10 protein-coding genes are annotated in these 18118 nt (G+C 33.7%); 3 read left to right on the top strand and 7 right to left on the bottom strand.

The genetic code is table 11. The features are described 5' to 3' along the window. Positions 1-281 precede the first annotated feature (281 nt). Positions 282-1766, top strand: coding sequence for an NAD(P)/FAD-dependent oxidoreductase (locus CLU82_RS19340; protein WP_100844646.1), 1485 nt, complete (start codon positions 282-284; stop codon positions 1764-1766). A gap of 54 nt (positions 1767-1820) precedes the next feature. Here CLU82_RS19340 and CLU82_RS19345 read toward each other — a convergent pair whose 3' ends face one another. From CLU82_RS19345 to CLU82_RS19360, 4 genes are all read right to left on the bottom strand, one after another. Next, on the bottom strand, positions 1821-3119 hold the full coding sequence (locus CLU82_RS19345) for a TolC family protein (protein WP_100844647.1): 1299 nt from the start codon (positions 3117-3119) through the stop codon (positions 1821-1823). Then, positions 3112-5541: an ABC transporter permease gene (locus tag CLU82_RS19350; RefSeq protein ID WP_100844648.1), complete on the bottom strand. Its 2430-nt coding sequence runs from the start codon at positions 5539-5541 to the stop codon at positions 3112-3114. Before CLU82_RS19350 ends, CLU82_RS19345 begins: the two co-directional genes overlap by 8 nt. A 4-nt stretch (positions 5542-5545) precedes the next feature. Next, the gene (locus tag CLU82_RS19355) at positions 5546-6259 is read right to left on the bottom strand and encodes an ABC transporter ATP-binding protein (protein ID WP_100844649.1); all 714 of its coding nucleotides are present in this window, start codon (positions 6257-6259) and stop codon (positions 5546-5548) included. 68 nt (positions 6260-6327) lie between these two features. After that, positions 6328-7566, bottom strand: a complete 1239-nt coding sequence (locus CLU82_RS19360) for an efflux RND transporter periplasmic adaptor subunit (protein ID WP_100844650.1) — start codon at positions 7564-7566, stop codon at positions 6328-6330. 229 nt (positions 7567-7795) lie between these two features. Here CLU82_RS19360 and CLU82_RS19365 point away from each other — a divergent pair, with 229 nt between their 5' ends. Together CLU82_RS19365 and CLU82_RS19370 are read left to right on the top strand one after the other, a co-directional pair. Next, entirely contained in the window at positions 7796-9148 is a 1353-nt protein-coding gene (locus CLU82_RS19365) for a sigma-54 dependent transcriptional regulator (RefSeq protein WP_100844651.1), read from the top strand. 145 nt (positions 9149-9293) lie between these two features. Then, positions 9294-10484, top strand: a complete 1191-nt coding sequence (locus CLU82_RS19370; protein WP_232735277.1) for a PAS domain-containing sensor histidine kinase — start codon at positions 9294-9296, stop codon at positions 10482-10484. A gap of 163 nt (positions 10485-10647) precedes the next feature. Here CLU82_RS19370 and CLU82_RS20890 read toward each other — a convergent pair whose 3' ends face one another. From CLU82_RS20890 to CLU82_RS19385, 3 genes are all read right to left on the bottom strand, one after another. After that, positions 10648-13428, bottom strand: a complete 2781-nt coding sequence (locus CLU82_RS20890) for an RICIN domain-containing protein (protein ID WP_232735278.1) — start codon at positions 13426-13428, stop codon at positions 10648-10650. A 188-nt stretch (positions 13429-13616) separates the two neighbouring features. After that, positions 13617-15272 carry a glycosyl hydrolase family 18 protein gene (locus CLU82_RS19380; protein WP_100845086.1) on the bottom strand — a complete coding sequence of 552 codons (1656 nt, stop codon included), beginning with the start codon at positions 15270-15272 and terminating at the stop codon, positions 13617-13619. A gap of 110 nt (positions 15273-15382) precedes the next feature. After that, a complete protein-coding gene (locus CLU82_RS19385; RefSeq protein WP_100844653.1) occupies positions 15383-18046 on the bottom strand; it encodes a beta-1,3-glucanase family protein in 2664 nt (887 codons plus the stop codon). Positions 18047-18118 lie beyond the last annotated feature (72 nt).

Consider the following 18118-nt stretch of genomic DNA (forward strand, 5'->3'; position numbering starts at 1 on the left):
ATGAAGGGATCATTTTATCAATTTAAAACAAATTTGATTATGAGTTATATGAACTGATTATTTTGAACAGTTTGATAATAGTTTTAATTATAAGCAGTATTGATTCCTTGAATAAAGACTTTAACCGTTTTATTCTCTATAATTTCCTTAAATGCAATTATTCTGTAAAATATTCCAGCTGGTTGTGTTTAGAATTTTCTCTTAAAATTTTAATGTAGTTTTGCACTGGTGCACTTTTGTTTTAAATTTGCAGACTAGAATAATGGCAAATTTTTATACAAATGCCAAGATCAAGTAAAATAAAAAAGGAAGTGAAAAAAGCGGAAAATGAGGCATGGACTATTTGCCAGGAATGTCAAGGACGTGGCAAAAAAAGTCGAGGTCTTAGTGATAAAGCAAGACGAAGCTACCAAATAGAACTTGATCAATTTGAAAAAACAAAAGATAAAGGAACAGCTCCTGTTCGTCCTAAAGGTCACCTGTATACCTGCTTAAATTGTGCTGGATCTGGGGTGATTTTCTCTACTGCCTACCCTATAGCAGATAAAGAAAATTACCCACATGTTGCTATTATTGGTGGAGGTATTGGAGGTGTGGCTCTGGCTGTGGCTTGTTTGCACCGAGGAATCCCTTTTACTATTTATGAACGAGATAGTGATTTTAATGCCCGATCTCAGGGCTATGGACTTACTTTGCAGCAAGCTAGTAAAGCAATCGAAGGATTGGGTATTTTCTCGTTAGATGAGGGAGTGATTTCAACAAGGCATGTTGTACATACTACTGAAGGAAAGGTAATTGGGGAATGGGGAATCAGAAAATGGATGCAATCAGATGCAAAAACATTTCAGAAACGTACTAATGTGCATATTTCACGGCAAGCTTTACGTTTAGCGCTACTTAAACAACTAGGAGGTCATGACAAAGTGCATTGGAATCACCAGTTAGTAGATTTTAAAGAATGTGATGGTGAAGGTGTTGATTTAAATTTTCAAGTAAATGGTGAATTAAAGACCTACAAAGCAGATCTTGTGGTTGGAGCCGATGGTATTCGTAGTTCGGTACGAAGGTTGTTGATTGGTGAGAATGTTACTCCTTTACGTTATTTGGATTGTATTGTGATATTGGGTATTTGTCCTCTAAAAGCTATTCAAGATACTACTAGCTCTTTATTGGATTCTGCTACCGTTTTTCAAACAGCCAATGGAAATGAGCGTATCTACATAATGCCTTATACGTCAGACTCGGTAATGTGGCAGCTTAGCTTCCCAATGCCAGAAGAAGAAGCTAAGGAATTAAGTGCTAAAGGACCTCAAGCGCTCAAAGAAGAAGCATGTCGTAGAACTCAATGGCACGATCCTATTCCTCAAATTATCGCGGCTACACTAGTAACTCAGATTTCTGGTTATCCCGTCTATGACAGAGAATTACTTGATTCAGAATTGTTAGAAAAAGGAAAAAAAGTAACTCTGATTGGAGATGCGGCGCACCCTATGAGTCCGTTCAAAGGACAGGGAGCCAATCAAGCATTACTGGATGCGCTCTCACTGGCTCGGGGCATATCAAAAGGATGCAGACCTTTATCCCAATGGAGAGAAGTCGGAGTTAGAGAAAGTGTATTAACTGAGTTTGAGTCAGAAATGTTGCAACGTAGTGCTTCCAAAGTAAAAGATTCAGCTGAGGCTGCACAGTTTTTACATTCAGAAATTGTACTTCATGAAGGTGATGAACCCAGAGGGCGATGTCTAAAGAAAAATGACGTATTATAAGACGTAAATTTGAAAAAATTAGAATTAAAAACTGATTAGAATAAATTCATTAATTTATAAACTATTGTATTTCAATAAATTTAATTTCAAGTGAATATATTGTAATTGAAGACCATTCTTCAATACGTCATATTCTGCTGAAAGCAATTGATTTTTAACCGAAGAATATAAAATTGCTTCTACTTTTCCATTAGTAAATTTAGCTTGTGTAGTAGTTAAAGAAGCTTTTGCATATTTTTGTTTTTCATTCAATTTCTTCTGAATCTCCTGATAGTTTTTCCTATTTTGTTCTTCAAGGGCAACTTGTTTCTCTAATTCTTGTTTTTCTTGTTCTATACCCTGTTTTGTTTTTTCGCTTTCAATTTTCGATGCACTTATTTTTTTATTGTTTCTAAATCCGTTAAAAATTGGAACAATCATTTGAATGCCTACTTGTTGGTTTTTATTGTCTTCCAATTGATTTTTAAAGTTGATAGTGCTTCCAATTGGCTGATTTAAAATGGTATAATAAAAAGTTGAATATCCATAATATGCTGATACTATTGGTAAATTATTGGCTCTTTCCAGACTTATTGACTTTAAACTGTTTTGATACTGAAGTTCGGCGCGTTTTATTTTTGGGTTATTTGCTATATCTGTATCGTTAGTTGTGGTTTCATTTAAAACATTTTCCAGTACAACTTTTTCGGTTGCAATAGCTGTAGCATTCATCAATTGGAATAATTGCATTTTTTTGATTCCATACAATTGTTCCGATTCCAAATTTCTATTCTCCTCTTCTGCAAAACTCAATTGCATATCATATAAATCACTTTGGGGTTTACTTCCAATAGCGACTTCTTTTGTGACTCTGTCTAAGTTAAAGATTGCCTGCTTGAATTGTTCTTTCTGAATTTTTAATAATTCCTGAGTGTAAAGTGTTTGGTAATAGCTTTCTAAAATCTGTAGTTTATATTCGTTTTCAATGACTTCTTTATCAGCTTGGGCGATTTCGATATTGATTTTATCCTTTTTTGCATTTGCAAAAGCACCAAAATCAATCAAATTTGTTCGTGCATTCAGATAGAAATTGTCATTTTGAATATTGGAACTTATTCTTCCATTTGATGAAGGATCTATAGTTGAACCAAAATTATAATTTTGTTCTCCAGATAAATTGACAACTGGTAACATTCGGTTTAAAACAGAGTTTTGAGATTTTTGAGTTCGTTTTATTTCCAGCTGCCTGATTTTTATTTCGATATTATTTTGCAAAGCCAAATCCATGCATTTAGTAAGCGACCAGGAATTTTCCTGGCCATTTACTAAAGCAAAAAATAAAAAAAAGATAATCGTAATTAGTTTCTTATTCATATTTTAAATAGTGTAAAACATCAACTCTTGTTGCCTGATAGGCTCTGGAAAGAACTACTAAAAGTGTTAAAAACAGCAAAGCTGCGAATCCAATTAAAAAGGGATAAATAGAAATATCAATTCTATAAGAAAAATTATCCAACCATTTATTTAGTAAATAATACACTGGAAATAAAGCAATCATAAATCCGATTATGCCGAAAATAATATACTGCTTTGAGAGTTCTTTAAGTAAAACATTAGTTTCTGCACCAAGTGTTTTTCGAATAGCAATTTCTTTCATGCGTCTTTCTATAGAATATGAGGCCAAAGCAAATAACCCAAAAAGAGCAATTAGAATTACAATGACATTCAGTAAAGAGAAAAGATTCTTTTGCTTTACGTATGTTTTATAGGTTCTCTGATAGCTTTTATCTATAAAATTATATTGAAACGGATAATCGGAATCGACACTTTTTGTCCAGAGTTTTTCAATATCAGCAATAGTCTGTTCCGTATTTTCTGCTTTCAGTTTTACATAAATATGATTCATATTTCCAATCATCCAAGGCACTGTTTTGAAGTGGAAAAAGACCATTGGCGGCACTTTTCCCTGTGGGCTGTAAAGACTAAAATCTTTAACAATTCCAATGATTTTGAGTTTGTTTTCATTCCAATCGACAATTTTACCAATAGGATTTTTCTCGTTCATTATTTTCAAAGCTGCTTCATTGACCATCATTGAGTTTATGGTATCTGAGGCAATTTTTGGATCCAGATAACGACCTTGTGCCATTTCGATTTTCATCATTTCGAGCATGCCAAAATCAACAGCAATATTTTGCCCCTGAATATTGATTCCGTTATAACTAAAACCTGAAGAAGAATCATTACCTCCACCAAATCGGAATGCTCCGGTTGCTACCTGCTCTACTCCTTTTATTTTTGAGATTTCATTTTTAGTAGTTGTATATCGATCAAATATTTGTTGTTCCGAATTTTTAGCATTGAGAAGAGTTTGCGTCTTAAAATAAAAAATTTCCAAAACCTGGGATCCAGAAAAGCCTAGATTTTTATTGCTTAAATAACGTACTTGTTCGTAAACAATATAAGAACCAATAATAAAGAAAGAAGCGATAGAAAACTGCAGAATCAGCATTCCGTTTCGGAGCCAGACCCCACTTTTATTTCTTCCGAAATTTCCTTTCAATACTTTTAAAGTTTCAAAATTAGAAACATATATCGCTGGAAAAACGCCTGCAAAGACTACAGTAATGATAAAAATCAATATGATTTGCAGATAAAATTGATTTCCATAAATAATTAAATCTTTGTCCAAGAATTCGTTGTAATAAGGCAATGACAATTCAACAATAACCAAAGCGAGTAAAATAGAAATTAAAACAGTGATAATTGTTTCAAACAGAAACTGCTTGATTATTTCGGCTTTCGAAGCACCAACAATTTTTCGAACCCCTACTTCTTTGGCTCTGCGAATAGCATTTGCTGTTGCCAGATTAATATAGTTGACTATTGATAATAGTAAAATTAAAATAGATAATCCTGCCATTATCAATAGAAATTGATAGTTGCCTTTTCCCTCAGGCGATCCTTGACCTATAGTATGTAATCTTGAAATTGTAAGTGGTTCTAATAAAAATTTAAACTTTCCATATTTTGATTCAAATTCTTTAGGACTGATCCCTTCTGCTTTTGCATCTTTAATCGTTTTATTCTGATAGTAAATTGAATTAAGTTTTTTCGAAAGTTCGTTTGCTTTCGAGGGATCTTTTAATTTGATATACCAACCACAATTAAAATGTCCCCAATGTTCTTTGTTTTCATCAATCTTTTTTTTCATGTTATTCACAACTGCATCAGGAGCAATAGCGGAATTACCTGGAATTTTATATACAGCGGTAACCGTTAGAATTTGATTTTCATACTGAATTTGTTTTCCAATAGGATTTTCAGTGCCAAAAAAGAGTGTTGCCGTTTCTTGTTTCATGGCAATACTATTTTCGTTTTGCAATACCGTTTTTGGATTTCCTTGTAGAAATTCAAAAGGAAAAAAATCAAAGAAATTATTTTGAGCGTTAAACAATTTTTCAATAATTATCTTTTTTCCATTGTATTTATAAAGTGGTGATGCATACCAATTTTCGCAGTACATCATTTTTTTAATATTGGAATCATCTTTTAAGAAGGGATCGAATGTTACAGGAGCATTTGTCCAAACTCTGCCCTCTCCTATATCAACCAGAACTTGAAAAGTAGTATCTTTTTCAGGATTCCAATCATTGTAACTTTGTTCATCATTCCAATATAGAATGGCAAAAACTAAGCCTGCTATTCCAATACTCAAACCCAAAATATTCAAAGTTGTAAAAAGCTTGTTGTTTTTAATATGATATAGGAATATAGTTGTCCAGTTTTTTATCATGATTCTAGTTGTTAAAATTGGTTACTAAAACATCTACATTTCTATGATTCAATTTTTCAGAAAGTACTACTCCATCTTTCATATGAATAGTTTTTTGCGAAAAGGAAGCATCATAATCGGAGTGTGTAACCATCAGAATGGTGGCACCATTGGTATGTAAATCGGTTAATAATTCCATTACTTCATTTCCGTTTTTACTATCCAGATTTCCTGTAGGTTCATCGGCAAGAATAATTTTCGGATCATTTATCAAAGCTCTTGCAACGGCTACACGTTGTTGCTGTCCTCCGGAAAGTTGCTGCGGATAATGTTTCAAACGATGAGAGATATTTAATTTTTCAGCTATTGCTTCCACTTTTAACTTTCTTTCAGCAGAAGGAACTTTGTTGTAAATCAGAGGCAATTCAATATTATCATAAACTGATAATTCATCAATTAAATTGAAATTTTGAAAAATGAAGCCTATGTTTTCTTTTCTAACTTTAGATTTTCCTTTTTCTTTCAATCCAACCATTTCCTGATGTAGTAATTGGTAACTTCCTCCCGAAGCACTGTCAAGCAATCCCACAATATTTAATAATGTAGATTTTCCGCTACCGGATGGTCCCATAATAGACACGAAATCACCTTGATTAATGGTTAATGAAACTTCACTTAAAGCTTTAGTTTCAATTTCTTCGGTTCTAAAAATTTTCGAAAGATTTTTGATGTTGATCATGATTATTGTTCGTTTTTTGATTGATGTTTATTTTTAATATTTATTTAGTCTATACGGTTATTTTTTTCTTATTCTAAATTCAAAACTTCTACCTGTTTATAATCTTTGTATGATGATGTAATAACTTTATCGCCAGGTTTTAACCCTTCTAAAACTTCATAATACAACGGATTTTCTCTTCCTAATTTAATTGCTCTTCTTTCTGCTTTATTTCCATTAACAACAAATATCCACTTGCCATTTGTTTCTTCATTAAAGCTTCCTTTGGAAAGTAATTTGGTCTTTGTTTTTTCAGATAAATTTAATTTTACTCCAAAACTTAATCCTTGTTTTAAGTCCATTTTAGCAGTAGAAATAAAATCTAATTCTACTTGAAATCTTCCATTTTTTACTTCCGGAATAACTTTCGTTATTTGAACATCAATGGTTTTGTTTTCAAAATCTACAGTTCCTTTTTGGTTTGCCGAAATTCTGTCCAAATAAAACTCATCAACATCAGCTATCAATTTATATCCTTTTTGATCGTCAATAAAACCAATGCTGGTATTTTGTGCATAGGTTTTTCCAAGTATCGGTTCAAATGATGAAAGTCTTCCAGAAATGGGTGCCGTAACTAAAAAATTCTTTTTGTTGGTTCTTAAAATCCCCAAACTTTTATTCATGATGCCAATCGATTGATTGAGTTGCCCGATCTGAATTTGATTCGCCTGCTTTTCCTTGCTCACACTTTGCTTTATGATACTCATTCGCTCCTTCTGAAAACGATAATTTTCTTTAGTTTTCTCCCATTCACTTTTAGCGAGAATCTCCTGTTCAAACAGACTCTTATTGGTCTCTAATAAATTTTTAGAATCCAAATAATCGTGTTCTATCGAAATCAAATCTTTACCTAAATTCAATTCCTGATTTCTCAAATCAAGTTTGGCTTTATTAAGATTATTTATTTGTTCGATAATAGCTGTTTCCTGTTGCATATATGCTAATTCTGCATTTGGATTGTATAATCTTGCCAACGATTGCCCTTTTATAACCATATCACCGTTTTCTACAAATATTTCCTGTACTGCTCCACCTTCAATAATATTAATCAACATTGAATTTACAGGAACCGCTTTTGCCTGAAAAGACATGAAATCTTCAAAAAAATTATCTTCAACCGTTTTAATCGAAATTTCTTCTTTTTTTACATTAAGACTTCTTTTTTTGGTAGCCGATACAAAGATGATATAACCCAAAACTAAGATAATGGGTAATACAATTATTAGATACTTTTTTTTGTTATTTTTACTTTTGATTATGGTGTCCATTGTTGCTTATTTGTTGTACTTAAAGTGATTATCGTGCCAAAAAATTAAAACATTGCAACTCCTTTATTTTTAAGTTTTTATTTTTAATTAAATTTTCAAGCTGTCCATTATTGAACATCTTTTGTCCGCAACTGAACAGTAATGAAATCAGTATGACTCCAAATTATAGCAGTAAAAATGAAGAATAGTGATAACATGTTCCTATAAAAAAAGCAAATATTAGCTTCACATGAAAAAAACAAACACATCAATTTTAATTATAGACGATCAGGAAGACATTCTTTTTGCCTCAAAAATGTTTCTCAAAAAGCATTTTGAAAATATTTTTACGCTTAATAATCCAAAATTGGTGGTCGATTTATTGGCAAAAAACACCATCGATGTCGTTTTATTAGACATGAATTACAGAATAGGTTTTGAAGATGGTAAAGAAGGATTGTATTTATTGAAAGAAATAAAAACACTTTCGCCAAAAACAGTTGTTATTTTAATGACCGCTTTTGGTAAAGTTGAAACTGCTGTCGAGGGGCTAAAATCAGGCGCTTTTGATTATATTTTAAAGCCTTGGGAGAATGAAAAATTACTTGAAGTTGTAAAACAAGCAGTCGAAAAATCCAGAAAAGATCAAAAGAAACTTAATAGTAATGTAATTGCTGACGATAATTTTTTTATTGGCAATTCGGATGCTATAAAAAAGGCCTATTCATTGGCAGATAAAGTAGCCAAAACAGATGCCAATGTCTTAATTCTGGGAGAAAACGGAACAGGAAAGTTTGTTTTAGCACATTATATTTTTAGTAAATCCGAACGAAAAAATGGTCCTTTTATTCCCGTTGATTTGGGGTCTTTGAATTCTAATATTTTCGAAAGTGAATTGTTTGGTTATGCCAAAGGTGCTTTTACAGATGCTAAAATCGATACTGCAGGTCGTTTCGAAATGGCACAAAATGGCACTATTTTTTTAGATGAAATTGGTAATGTTCCGTTGCATTTACAATCAAAACTTTTGCAGATAATACAAACCAAAACTGTTACCAGATTGGGCGAATCAAAAGCCAGACCTTTGAATGTCCGCATTATTACAGCGACTAATTTGAATTTAAAACAAGAAGTTACAGATAAAAATTTCAGAGAAGATTTGTATTACCGCATCAATACAATGGAAATTGTATTGCCTCCTTTGCGAGAGCGTATTCTGGATAAAGTACCATTGGCCGAATATCTTTTGCAAAAAATGATTACCAAATACGGAAGAGATGAAATAACTTTTGACAAAAGAGTGATTGAACAAATCGAAAAACACGCCTGGAATGGTAATATTCGAGAAATGGAAAACAGAATAGAACGTGCTGTAATTCTTTGTGAGGATAACCATATTACGGTTTCAGATCTTGATTTGGAACAAATAACTATTTATGAAGATAATCAAGAAGATATCCAACTCTCTTCAATTGAAAAAGCATCTGTCGAAAGAGCACTTCTTAAAAATAATAACAATATTAGTAAAACAGCAGAAGAATTAGGTCTCTCAAGAGGCGCCTTATACAGACGTTTAGAGAAATATAACATCACTACCAATTAATATGTTTAAATCCTCCAAAATATATAATCAGCTTTTTTTTCGATTGATTTTTATTCTCTTTTTTTCGGGAATTTTAATTGTTATTTATCAAGACAAATTGTTTTTCACCACTTTGTTTGTAATTTTTATTATTGTTATACTTATTATGGAAATGTATTTTTATCTCAAAAATGCTTTCTCACTTTATGATAAAACAATTGCTTCTATATTAAGAAATGATTTTACATCCGATTTCTCTAGACACAAATCCTATAAAAACTATACTGATTTATTTCACTTATATGAAAATCTAAAAAACAAACAAAATGACGAAGTTTCAAAAGACATTGTTTACCGTTCTATTTTAAATACTATTGGAACAGGAATTATCATTCTTCAAAAGGAGGAAAATGAATGGAATGTTTTTATGATGAATGATTATTTTTCTAAACATTTTGATGTTCCAAAAGTTACCAAATGGAAATATCTAAAAAATCAGTTGCCTTCTTTATGTAAAATTATTGAAGAACAGGATTTTCAGGAAATTAAAACATCATTAGAGATTAGAGTAAATGAGCAGGACACACAGACATTTGTGATGCAGACTTCAAGAAGTGCCATTTATAATCAGGATTATTTTATTGTATTATTAGATTCTATTCAAAATGTAATTGAGAAAAAAGAGAAAGAAGCATGGATAAATCTAATGAAGGTGATTTCTCACGAGCTGTTAAATTCGATTACCCCTATTCGTTCCCTCTCTCAAAATCTACAGGATTTGATGCAACAGGAAACGATATCAACTGAGGATTTGGATGACATGAAAAGCAGTATTGCAGCCATGTTGAGACGAAGTGACCATTTACAACAATTTGTAGAAAGCTACCGTAAACTTGCCATGTTGCCTTCTCCCAAAAAAGAAAAAATACAATTATCGCAATTGATTGAAAATAGCTTTCAAATCATGATGCCAATGTTTAAAAAGGAGCAAATTGAAATCATAAATACTATTTCATTTGATCGTTGGTTACATATTGACCAGCAACAAATGGAACAAGTAATGATTAATCTTTTAACGAATTGTATATATGCTTTAAAAGATACCGTAAAGAAACAAATAATCATTTCGGCAGATGTCAAAGAAAAAAGAACTTTAATTAGGATTGAAGATAATGGAAATGGCATCGAAAAAGAAATAGAAAATAAAATATTCCTACCGTTTTTCACCACTCGCAAAGAAGGAGCCGGAATTGGATTAACGTTGTCCAAAAGTATAATGGAGGCTCACGGAGGGTATTTGGCGTATAGAAAAAATGAGGATGATAAAACTGCTTTTGTGATTTGTATGGTGGATTAATCTGTTATAAATGTCACAATCTGGCTTGTAGTTATGCCATTCCTATTTGTAGTTTGATAATGCATGATTTTACTATTTATTTTAATAGCTAATTATTACGACAAAATAAAGCCCTGAGCAACTCTCTATTGGAATGTTCAGGGCTTTTAATTATTTAAAAAAATTATTTTTTAATAAAACGTTTGACTATTTTCTTTCCGTCTCTTTCAAAAACCACAAGATAAATTCCGGTTCTAAGGCGTGAGACATCAATACTGCTATTATTGATTTTCTGTTCAGAAACTACTGCTCCTGATTGAGAATCTACAATACTAACTCTTTCATCACTTACCTCAGTTGTAACATAAAGGGTGCTTTCTGCCGGACTCGGATATATGCTTAATTCTGTGGTAACTGCTTCTTTATTAGTTGTTTTTGCCAGAGCCGTTATTACAGTTGAACCAGCACCAACTTTTGTGATTTTAATCCAGTTGATGTTCATTCCAGTATTTTGAATATAAATTCCAAAATTATAGGTGCCAGCGTTTACATTTACTGTTTGTGATACCGTTTGCCAATTTTGCCACCCTCCAGTATTCGGAATATCTACATTCCCTAATTGAATTGTTCCTGCATTCAAATCAGATGATAATTTACCACCCGCTACAGCACTTGCTACTCTGTATTCAATCGTATAAGAACCAGAAGCTGGGAAATTAATATTGTTATATGCCAGCCAATCACCTGTTTCTGTATAACCTACATTTGAACCTCCTCCTGTATCAGTTGTAGATTCAACCTGAATTCCGTTCATAGCTGAATAATCTTCTGCCTGAATCAACGTTGAAGTCTGTGCTACAGTTGTCGAAATTAACTTCCATTGACCGCAAGTCTGATTGTTATTGTCCCATTGTTGAATATTTCCGCCATTTGCTGTACTTGCTCCTGCAACCTCAACGATTCTTCCGCTGTGACGGGCAACAATTTTATAAAATCCGTCGCCTGTAGCTACCAGAATAAACTGTTGGTTTGTAGTTCCGTTATACGGATATTGCTCTACGTTGGTACCGTTTGCTTTATTAAAACCATTTACATCCAACGATAGTCCGCTGTGATTAGCAATAATTTTATACAATCCATCACCTAAATGAGTAAAAGTAAACTTCTGATTATTTCCTGTATTAACAGTTCCCTGTGCAATATTGGCTCCATTTGACAAACTTGCGTTCCAAACATCCATGTTTAAACCGCTGTTCCTGTTTTGTAAAAAGAAGGTCTGATTTCCTAAAGTAGTAACTCCGTTTGCAAGTATACGAATCGAACTTACTTTGTCATTCCAGGTAGCATTCAAACATGAATTATCTGAATTAATTACTGTTGAAGCTCCAGTGAAATTATCATCCTGATACAAAATAGCCTGAAATCCTTGAGTAATTCGAAGTGAAGAAATATCATCATTTAAAATTCCTAAAGAATTCAGTCGTGCCAGATTATAATCTCCAATTGTCAATCCTGCGGAAAAACCAGCATAATTACAATCTTTATAAGCAGTAATTACATCTGTTGAAGAAGCAATATTTCCTCCAGGCGGAATTGTCCCTGTAATAGAATAGCTTCCGATAGAACCATAAGCAGAATATCCCCCGGAAGCAGCACTTCCCGCTCCGTTTCCATCAACACCAATAAAATATTTACCTGCCGGCAAATTCACATTCATAGAAGCGTTTAAAGCAAATGGATCAGAATTCCAATACGTTCCCATTTCTGCTCCTGCAGAATTATATAATCGTATTAATAGATGAAGATTTCCATCACTGGCAACCGTATTGGCATTAATAGAAACATTTCCTCCACCAGTTGTAAATGTAAAAAAGTCATAATCAGCTTCGCTTGAAATAATCCCATTTTTCTGATTGATGGATCCGCTTCCATTATAATCTAAAGTAGTGGCAGAAGCAGTAGTATTTCCATAATCATCGCCTCTGTAGCCTACACCAAATTTTGCACTCGCAATAGTTTCAACATCATCTTGTTTGTTGTTTGCATAATTGTATTCTCCCTTACTCCATTGTACAACAGGTCTGTAATATCCTGCACCCATAATTGGAGCCCAAGAAGTTCCATCCAGACCAACAAAATAATCTTCTGCAGGATTGGTACGACCGTCGTGTCCAAGATCAAAAGTATGCCCAACCTCGTGTGCCGAAGCATCTCCTCCGGATTTACCTGAAGTAATAAATACCCAACACGGAACATCATTATCCCAATTGAAAGAACCAATATAAGCTACACCACCTGCACCAGGAGCAGCAGTATTGGTTGGTGTAACTACAACACGCATTCTTCTGTTTCTTGGATAAGAATTAAAAACAGCTTCGCTTGTTGTAACATTTACATTAAAAGGTCTGTAATCTTCAGAAACTACTTCCCAATGTTGTTGTACCGCAGCATCACTCATACCAGAAGCCGCTGCATTAATTGGGTTACCGTTATTCCAAAGATTTCCTGCCGGCATATTATAACCATCGAAATCCAACATTACACATCCTGCAGCACCCGGTAAACTTTGTAAGTTCAATAAAGCTGGTGCAATTGCAGCAACAGCAGCTTTAGAAGTTGTTTTGTTTGCGATTAGAGGAACGTTTTTGTAGTCAATACAAATCAATTTATTGATGTCTATTTTTTCTACATAGGCATTTCCTTGCGCATCAGAATAATATTTATACGCTTCTTTGGATTTTTTTAAAATGATATGACCTTCCAAAGATTTATCCATTACCTTGATATAAAAAGAAGATTCTGCAATATTTTTAATTTCTCCAATCAAAAACTCGCTTGATGCTTTTGATTCTTTAAAATTTATTTTTCCATTAAAGGTTTTTGAATTAGAAACCAAAAGGGCTACTGTTTTTTCTGTACTTTTTGAAGTCGCAGAATTGACCATTTCTTTCTTTAAATTGTTCATAAATGTTTTACTCGAACCTAAAGAAGTCTGCGCAACCGCAAAGCTGCTAAAAGCAATAAATAGCAGTAAACTTAGCTTAAATTTATAATTGTTTTTCATTATTTATCTGGGGTTTGTGAGTAAAGAATTAATACAAAAGCACAATCTTCCCTAGTCGGAACAAAGAAAAAATAGTGCTTTTGAAAAGGTTATTTTTTAATAAAACGTCTTACTGTTTTAACTCCGTCTTTTTCTACTAAAATTAGATAGATTCCGCTTTTTAAGCTTGAAACATCAATAGTATTGTTATTTACTGTTTGTGTAGAAATAGTAGAGCCGTCTGCAGAATTTATAACAGTCACGCTTGCACCCGAAATTTCAGCATTAAAGGAAAGTGTACTTTCAGTCGGGTTTGGTGATATCGATAAACTTGGAATTTCAACTGTTTTTGCTGTAGAAGCTGATTTTGCAGTTAAAGCCGAGCCTGATTTTGCAGTTAAAGCCGAGCCTGATTTTGTGATACGGAACCAGTTTAAATTAACTCCGGAACTTTGTATGTAGATTCCAAAATTATAGGTTCCAGCGTTAACATTTACGGTTTGAGATACTGTCTGCCAATTTTGCCATCCTCCAGTATTAGGAATATTAACAGCACCAAGCTGAATGGTTCCGGCACTTAAATCAGATGATAATTTTGCTCCGTTAACCGCACTTGCTACTCTGTATTCAATTACATAAGAACCTGAAGTTGGGAAATTAATATTGTAGTAGGCCATCCAATCGCCTGTATCAGCATACCCTACATTTAAACCTCCGCCCGTATCAGTTGTAGCTTCAGTCTGAACACCGTTCATTGTAGAGTAATTTTCAGCTTGTATTAAAGTTCCTGTTGCCGGCGGCTGACTTCCAGTGATAACTTGATTCACGGCTGTTAATAATGATTTAGAACCAACAGCATCCTGAGAAAGTTCCCAAATCATAACACCTCCTGCATTTTGAATAGCAAAAGTAGTTTTAGCCTTAATAGTTGGAATTCCGTTATAATAAATTGTATTTCCAACCTGATCGAGATTTTCAGCACCGGGATATTGATTTACGATATTGGCATAAGAAATTCCCTGATTAGCAGAAGCACCAAAACCATATCCGTAAAAAGGAAGACCAATTATTGCTTTGCTTGCAGGTAATCCCCTTCCTGTCCAGTAATTAAACTGGTTAACCGCCATACTGTAAGGAGAATGTTGTCCCGGATTTCCCGGTGCCCAAGGACCAGTTGCATCATAAGCCATGATATTGATCCAGTCATAAGTGGCAAAAGTAGATGAAGGTACATTGGCTCCACCATATCCTTCTGAAAGTGCTGCAGAGATTAGTTTGCCATTAGCATGTAATTTGTTAGCCAAAGCAATTACAAATCCACCGTAATCTCCATTAATGGCTGGCCCCTCCAAATCGACATCTACTCCATCGAAGTTGTGTGCTACAACATAATCGTAGATTTTTTGAACAAAGGCCGTTCTGTTTCCAGGCGTAATCAGATTGAAATAATTGTCGCGAATTGCGCCGCCTTCAGATACAGAACCTCCTCCCAGAGAAACAAAAACTTTTACATTTTGCGCATGTGCCGCATTAATAATAGTATTACTTCCGGAATTAAAAGTCAAATATCCGTTTGCATCTGGGTTTTCAAACGCGATATTAATGTGTGTTAATTTGCTATATTGAATGCCGCTCGAAAACGCATTAAGATCTATCCAATTGGGGATATAAGCAATTACTTTTTTCTGGGCAATCGAAAGATTAAAAACTCCAAGAACTAAAATGATGGTCCATTTCAGTTGTATTCTTCTGTAGTTGTATTTCATAATATTCATTTTCAATAGTTAATTTAACAGTAGGATTTAAAATTGTATTGATAATAAAAACCTCAAGCAGTTCTCAATCGAAATGCTCAAGGCTTTTACTTATTCTGAAATTATTTTTTGATAAAACGTTTCACCGTTTTAATACCGTCTTTTTCGAAAATCACAAAATAAATTCCGGTTCTCAGATTAGATACATCAATACTGTTATTGCTGATTTTCTGTTCAGAAACTATTGTTCCTGTTTGATCTGCAATACTAATTTTATCTCCACTTGCAACAGTTGTTACAAAAAGTGTATTATCTGCCGGGTTTGGATAAACGCTCAATTCAGTAGCAACAGGTTCTTCTTCTAATATTGTTTTAACTGAAGCCGTTTTTGCTGTACTAACTTTTGTAATTTTAATCCAGTTGATATTCATTCCAGTATTCTGAATATAAATCCCAAAATTGTAAGTACCTGCGTTTACATTTACCGTTTGAGATACTGTTTGCCAGTTTTGCCACCCTCCGGTATTAGGAATATCTACATTACCTAATTGGATTGCTCCTGCATTTAAATCAGAAGATAGTTTACCTCCAGTTACAGCACTCGCTACTCTGTATTCGATTAAATAAGAACCAGTTGTTGGAAAATTAATATTGTTATACGCCATCCAGTCTCCTGTTTCAGTATAACCAACATTTGAACCTCCGCCAGTATCGGTAGTAGCTTCAACTTGAATTCCGCTCATGGATGAGTAATCTTCCGCCTGAATTAAAACTGATGTTTGTGAAGTCGTAACTGGAATCAATTTCCATTGTCCACAAGTTTGATTGTTATTATCCCATTGCTGAACATTTGCACCGTTTACTGTGCTAGCTCCTGAAACTTCTACGATTCTTCCGCTATGGCGGGCAACAATTTTATAAAACCCGTCACCAGTTGAAACTAAAACGAATTGTTGGTTTGTAGTTGCATTGTATGGATATTGCTCTACATTAGCTCCATTTGCCTTATTAAATCCATTTACATCTAATGATAATCCACTATGACTAGCTATAATTTTATACATTCCATCGCCTAAATGCGTGAACGTAAATTTTTGATTAGCATTTGTATTCGGCGTTCCCTGAGCAACATTGGCTCCGTTGGCTGTGCTGGCACCCCAGACATCCATGTTTAGTCCGCTGTTTCTGTTTTGTAGATAGTACGTTACATTTCCTAAAGTTGTAGTTCCATTTGCAATTATTCGAACAGAAGTTACTTTATCATTCCAGGTTGAATTTAGACAAGAATTATCAGAATTAATTACTGTTGAAGCTCCTGTGAAATTATCATCCTGATACAAAATAGCCTGAAAACCTTGTGTAACTTTAAGCGAAGAAATATCATCATTTAAAATTCCAAGCGTATTTAAACGCGCTAAATTGTAATCACCAATAGTTAATCCTCCTGAAAAACCCGTGTAGTTACAATCTTTATAAGCGGTAATTACATCTGTAGAAGCAGGCACAGAAGGAACGGTTCCTCCATATCCTCCAAAACTTGCAATTACTTTGGTCGGTTGAGGCGTATGAAGAGATGGCGATTGGTCTGCTACATCATCATAAGCAAAACCGTAAGCCAGATTATCTACACTTATTCCTGGCAAATGCCAAAATTTAGAATAATGATTTGTTGGATTTACTTGGTAGAATTTTGATGCATCATACCAATTTTGCTGACCAGGATTTGTAGTTGTAACATTTACAACATGTCTGTTTATTGCTGCAGTTAATTGCGCCTGAACTACAAGATCCAAATCTCCATCAACCAATCTTCTGTCTAAAACACCTTTTCCTTCAAGTGCTTCTTGAGTTGATGGTCTATATTGTACACGACCTGTGCGACCTACAAAACCTCCTGATTGTCCAACCATTTCTAGTTGTTCTCCAATTACTCTTCCTTTAAAAACTCCAGCATCTCCGGCATAAAATATTAAATCTTCATTTTTGTATTTATTCCAAATTGCATCAATATAAGATTTTAAATAATTAGCCTGAGGCCCAACAATAGTCCCTCCTGTTCCATCTGCGAAAGCAGGTGTTTTTGATGGCGCAGTAATTTCACCTGTTGTATTATTAACACAACCTTGAAATTCTGCTGGTACATTGGCTTTGAAAGCAGCAATAATATCAGCATGCTTTTTTAATTCACCCACTCGTTTTTGATATCCGTTTGCACCAAATAATTCAAGCCCCATTGGGTATTTATAGGAATCAACCCTTGAAGGATTTCCGAAAAAACCGTATTGATTATTAGTAAGTTCAATTATTTCATACAATATTCCTTGATTAGGATCTGTTGCATTTAACGGATTTGGTGAAGTATAACCTGAAGGAGCACCACTTGCACCAAAGAAATAAAAATACAACTGCTGTCCTCTTGATATAAAAACTCTACATCCTGCAATTTGCGGCAAAGTAAATGTCTTATTAGGGATATCACTTAGTTTTGTAAAGCAATTTGCATATTTTGAGTTTTGCCCAGGTCCTGTATTTCCTCCAATTGTTGGCCCGGTTACCGTATTATAAGAAGAACTCATTGGTAATACCTGACTAGTTTTAGCGTCTACCCAAACATGATTTCCTGTATTGTAATCAATCCCAACAATGGCTACATATAGTTCGTTGTCATTATATGTTGAAGTATTACTTATGGTAAAAGGAATTGCTCCTTGTCCATGCATCAAATTCGAAAACACCAAGAAAAGTGTGATCAATAAAGAGGTTCTTGTAAGTCTGTTTTTTTTCATATATAAAAGGTTTTTGGTTACTAAATAAAATTTTGAAACGTAAAATCATTTTGAAACGATGATTTATATTAA

The sequence above is a fragment of the Flavobacterium sp. 5 genome, from assembly GCF_002813295.1.
In the GTDB taxonomy this organism is placed as follows: Bacteria; Bacteroidota; Bacteroidia; order Flavobacteriales; family Flavobacteriaceae; genus Flavobacterium.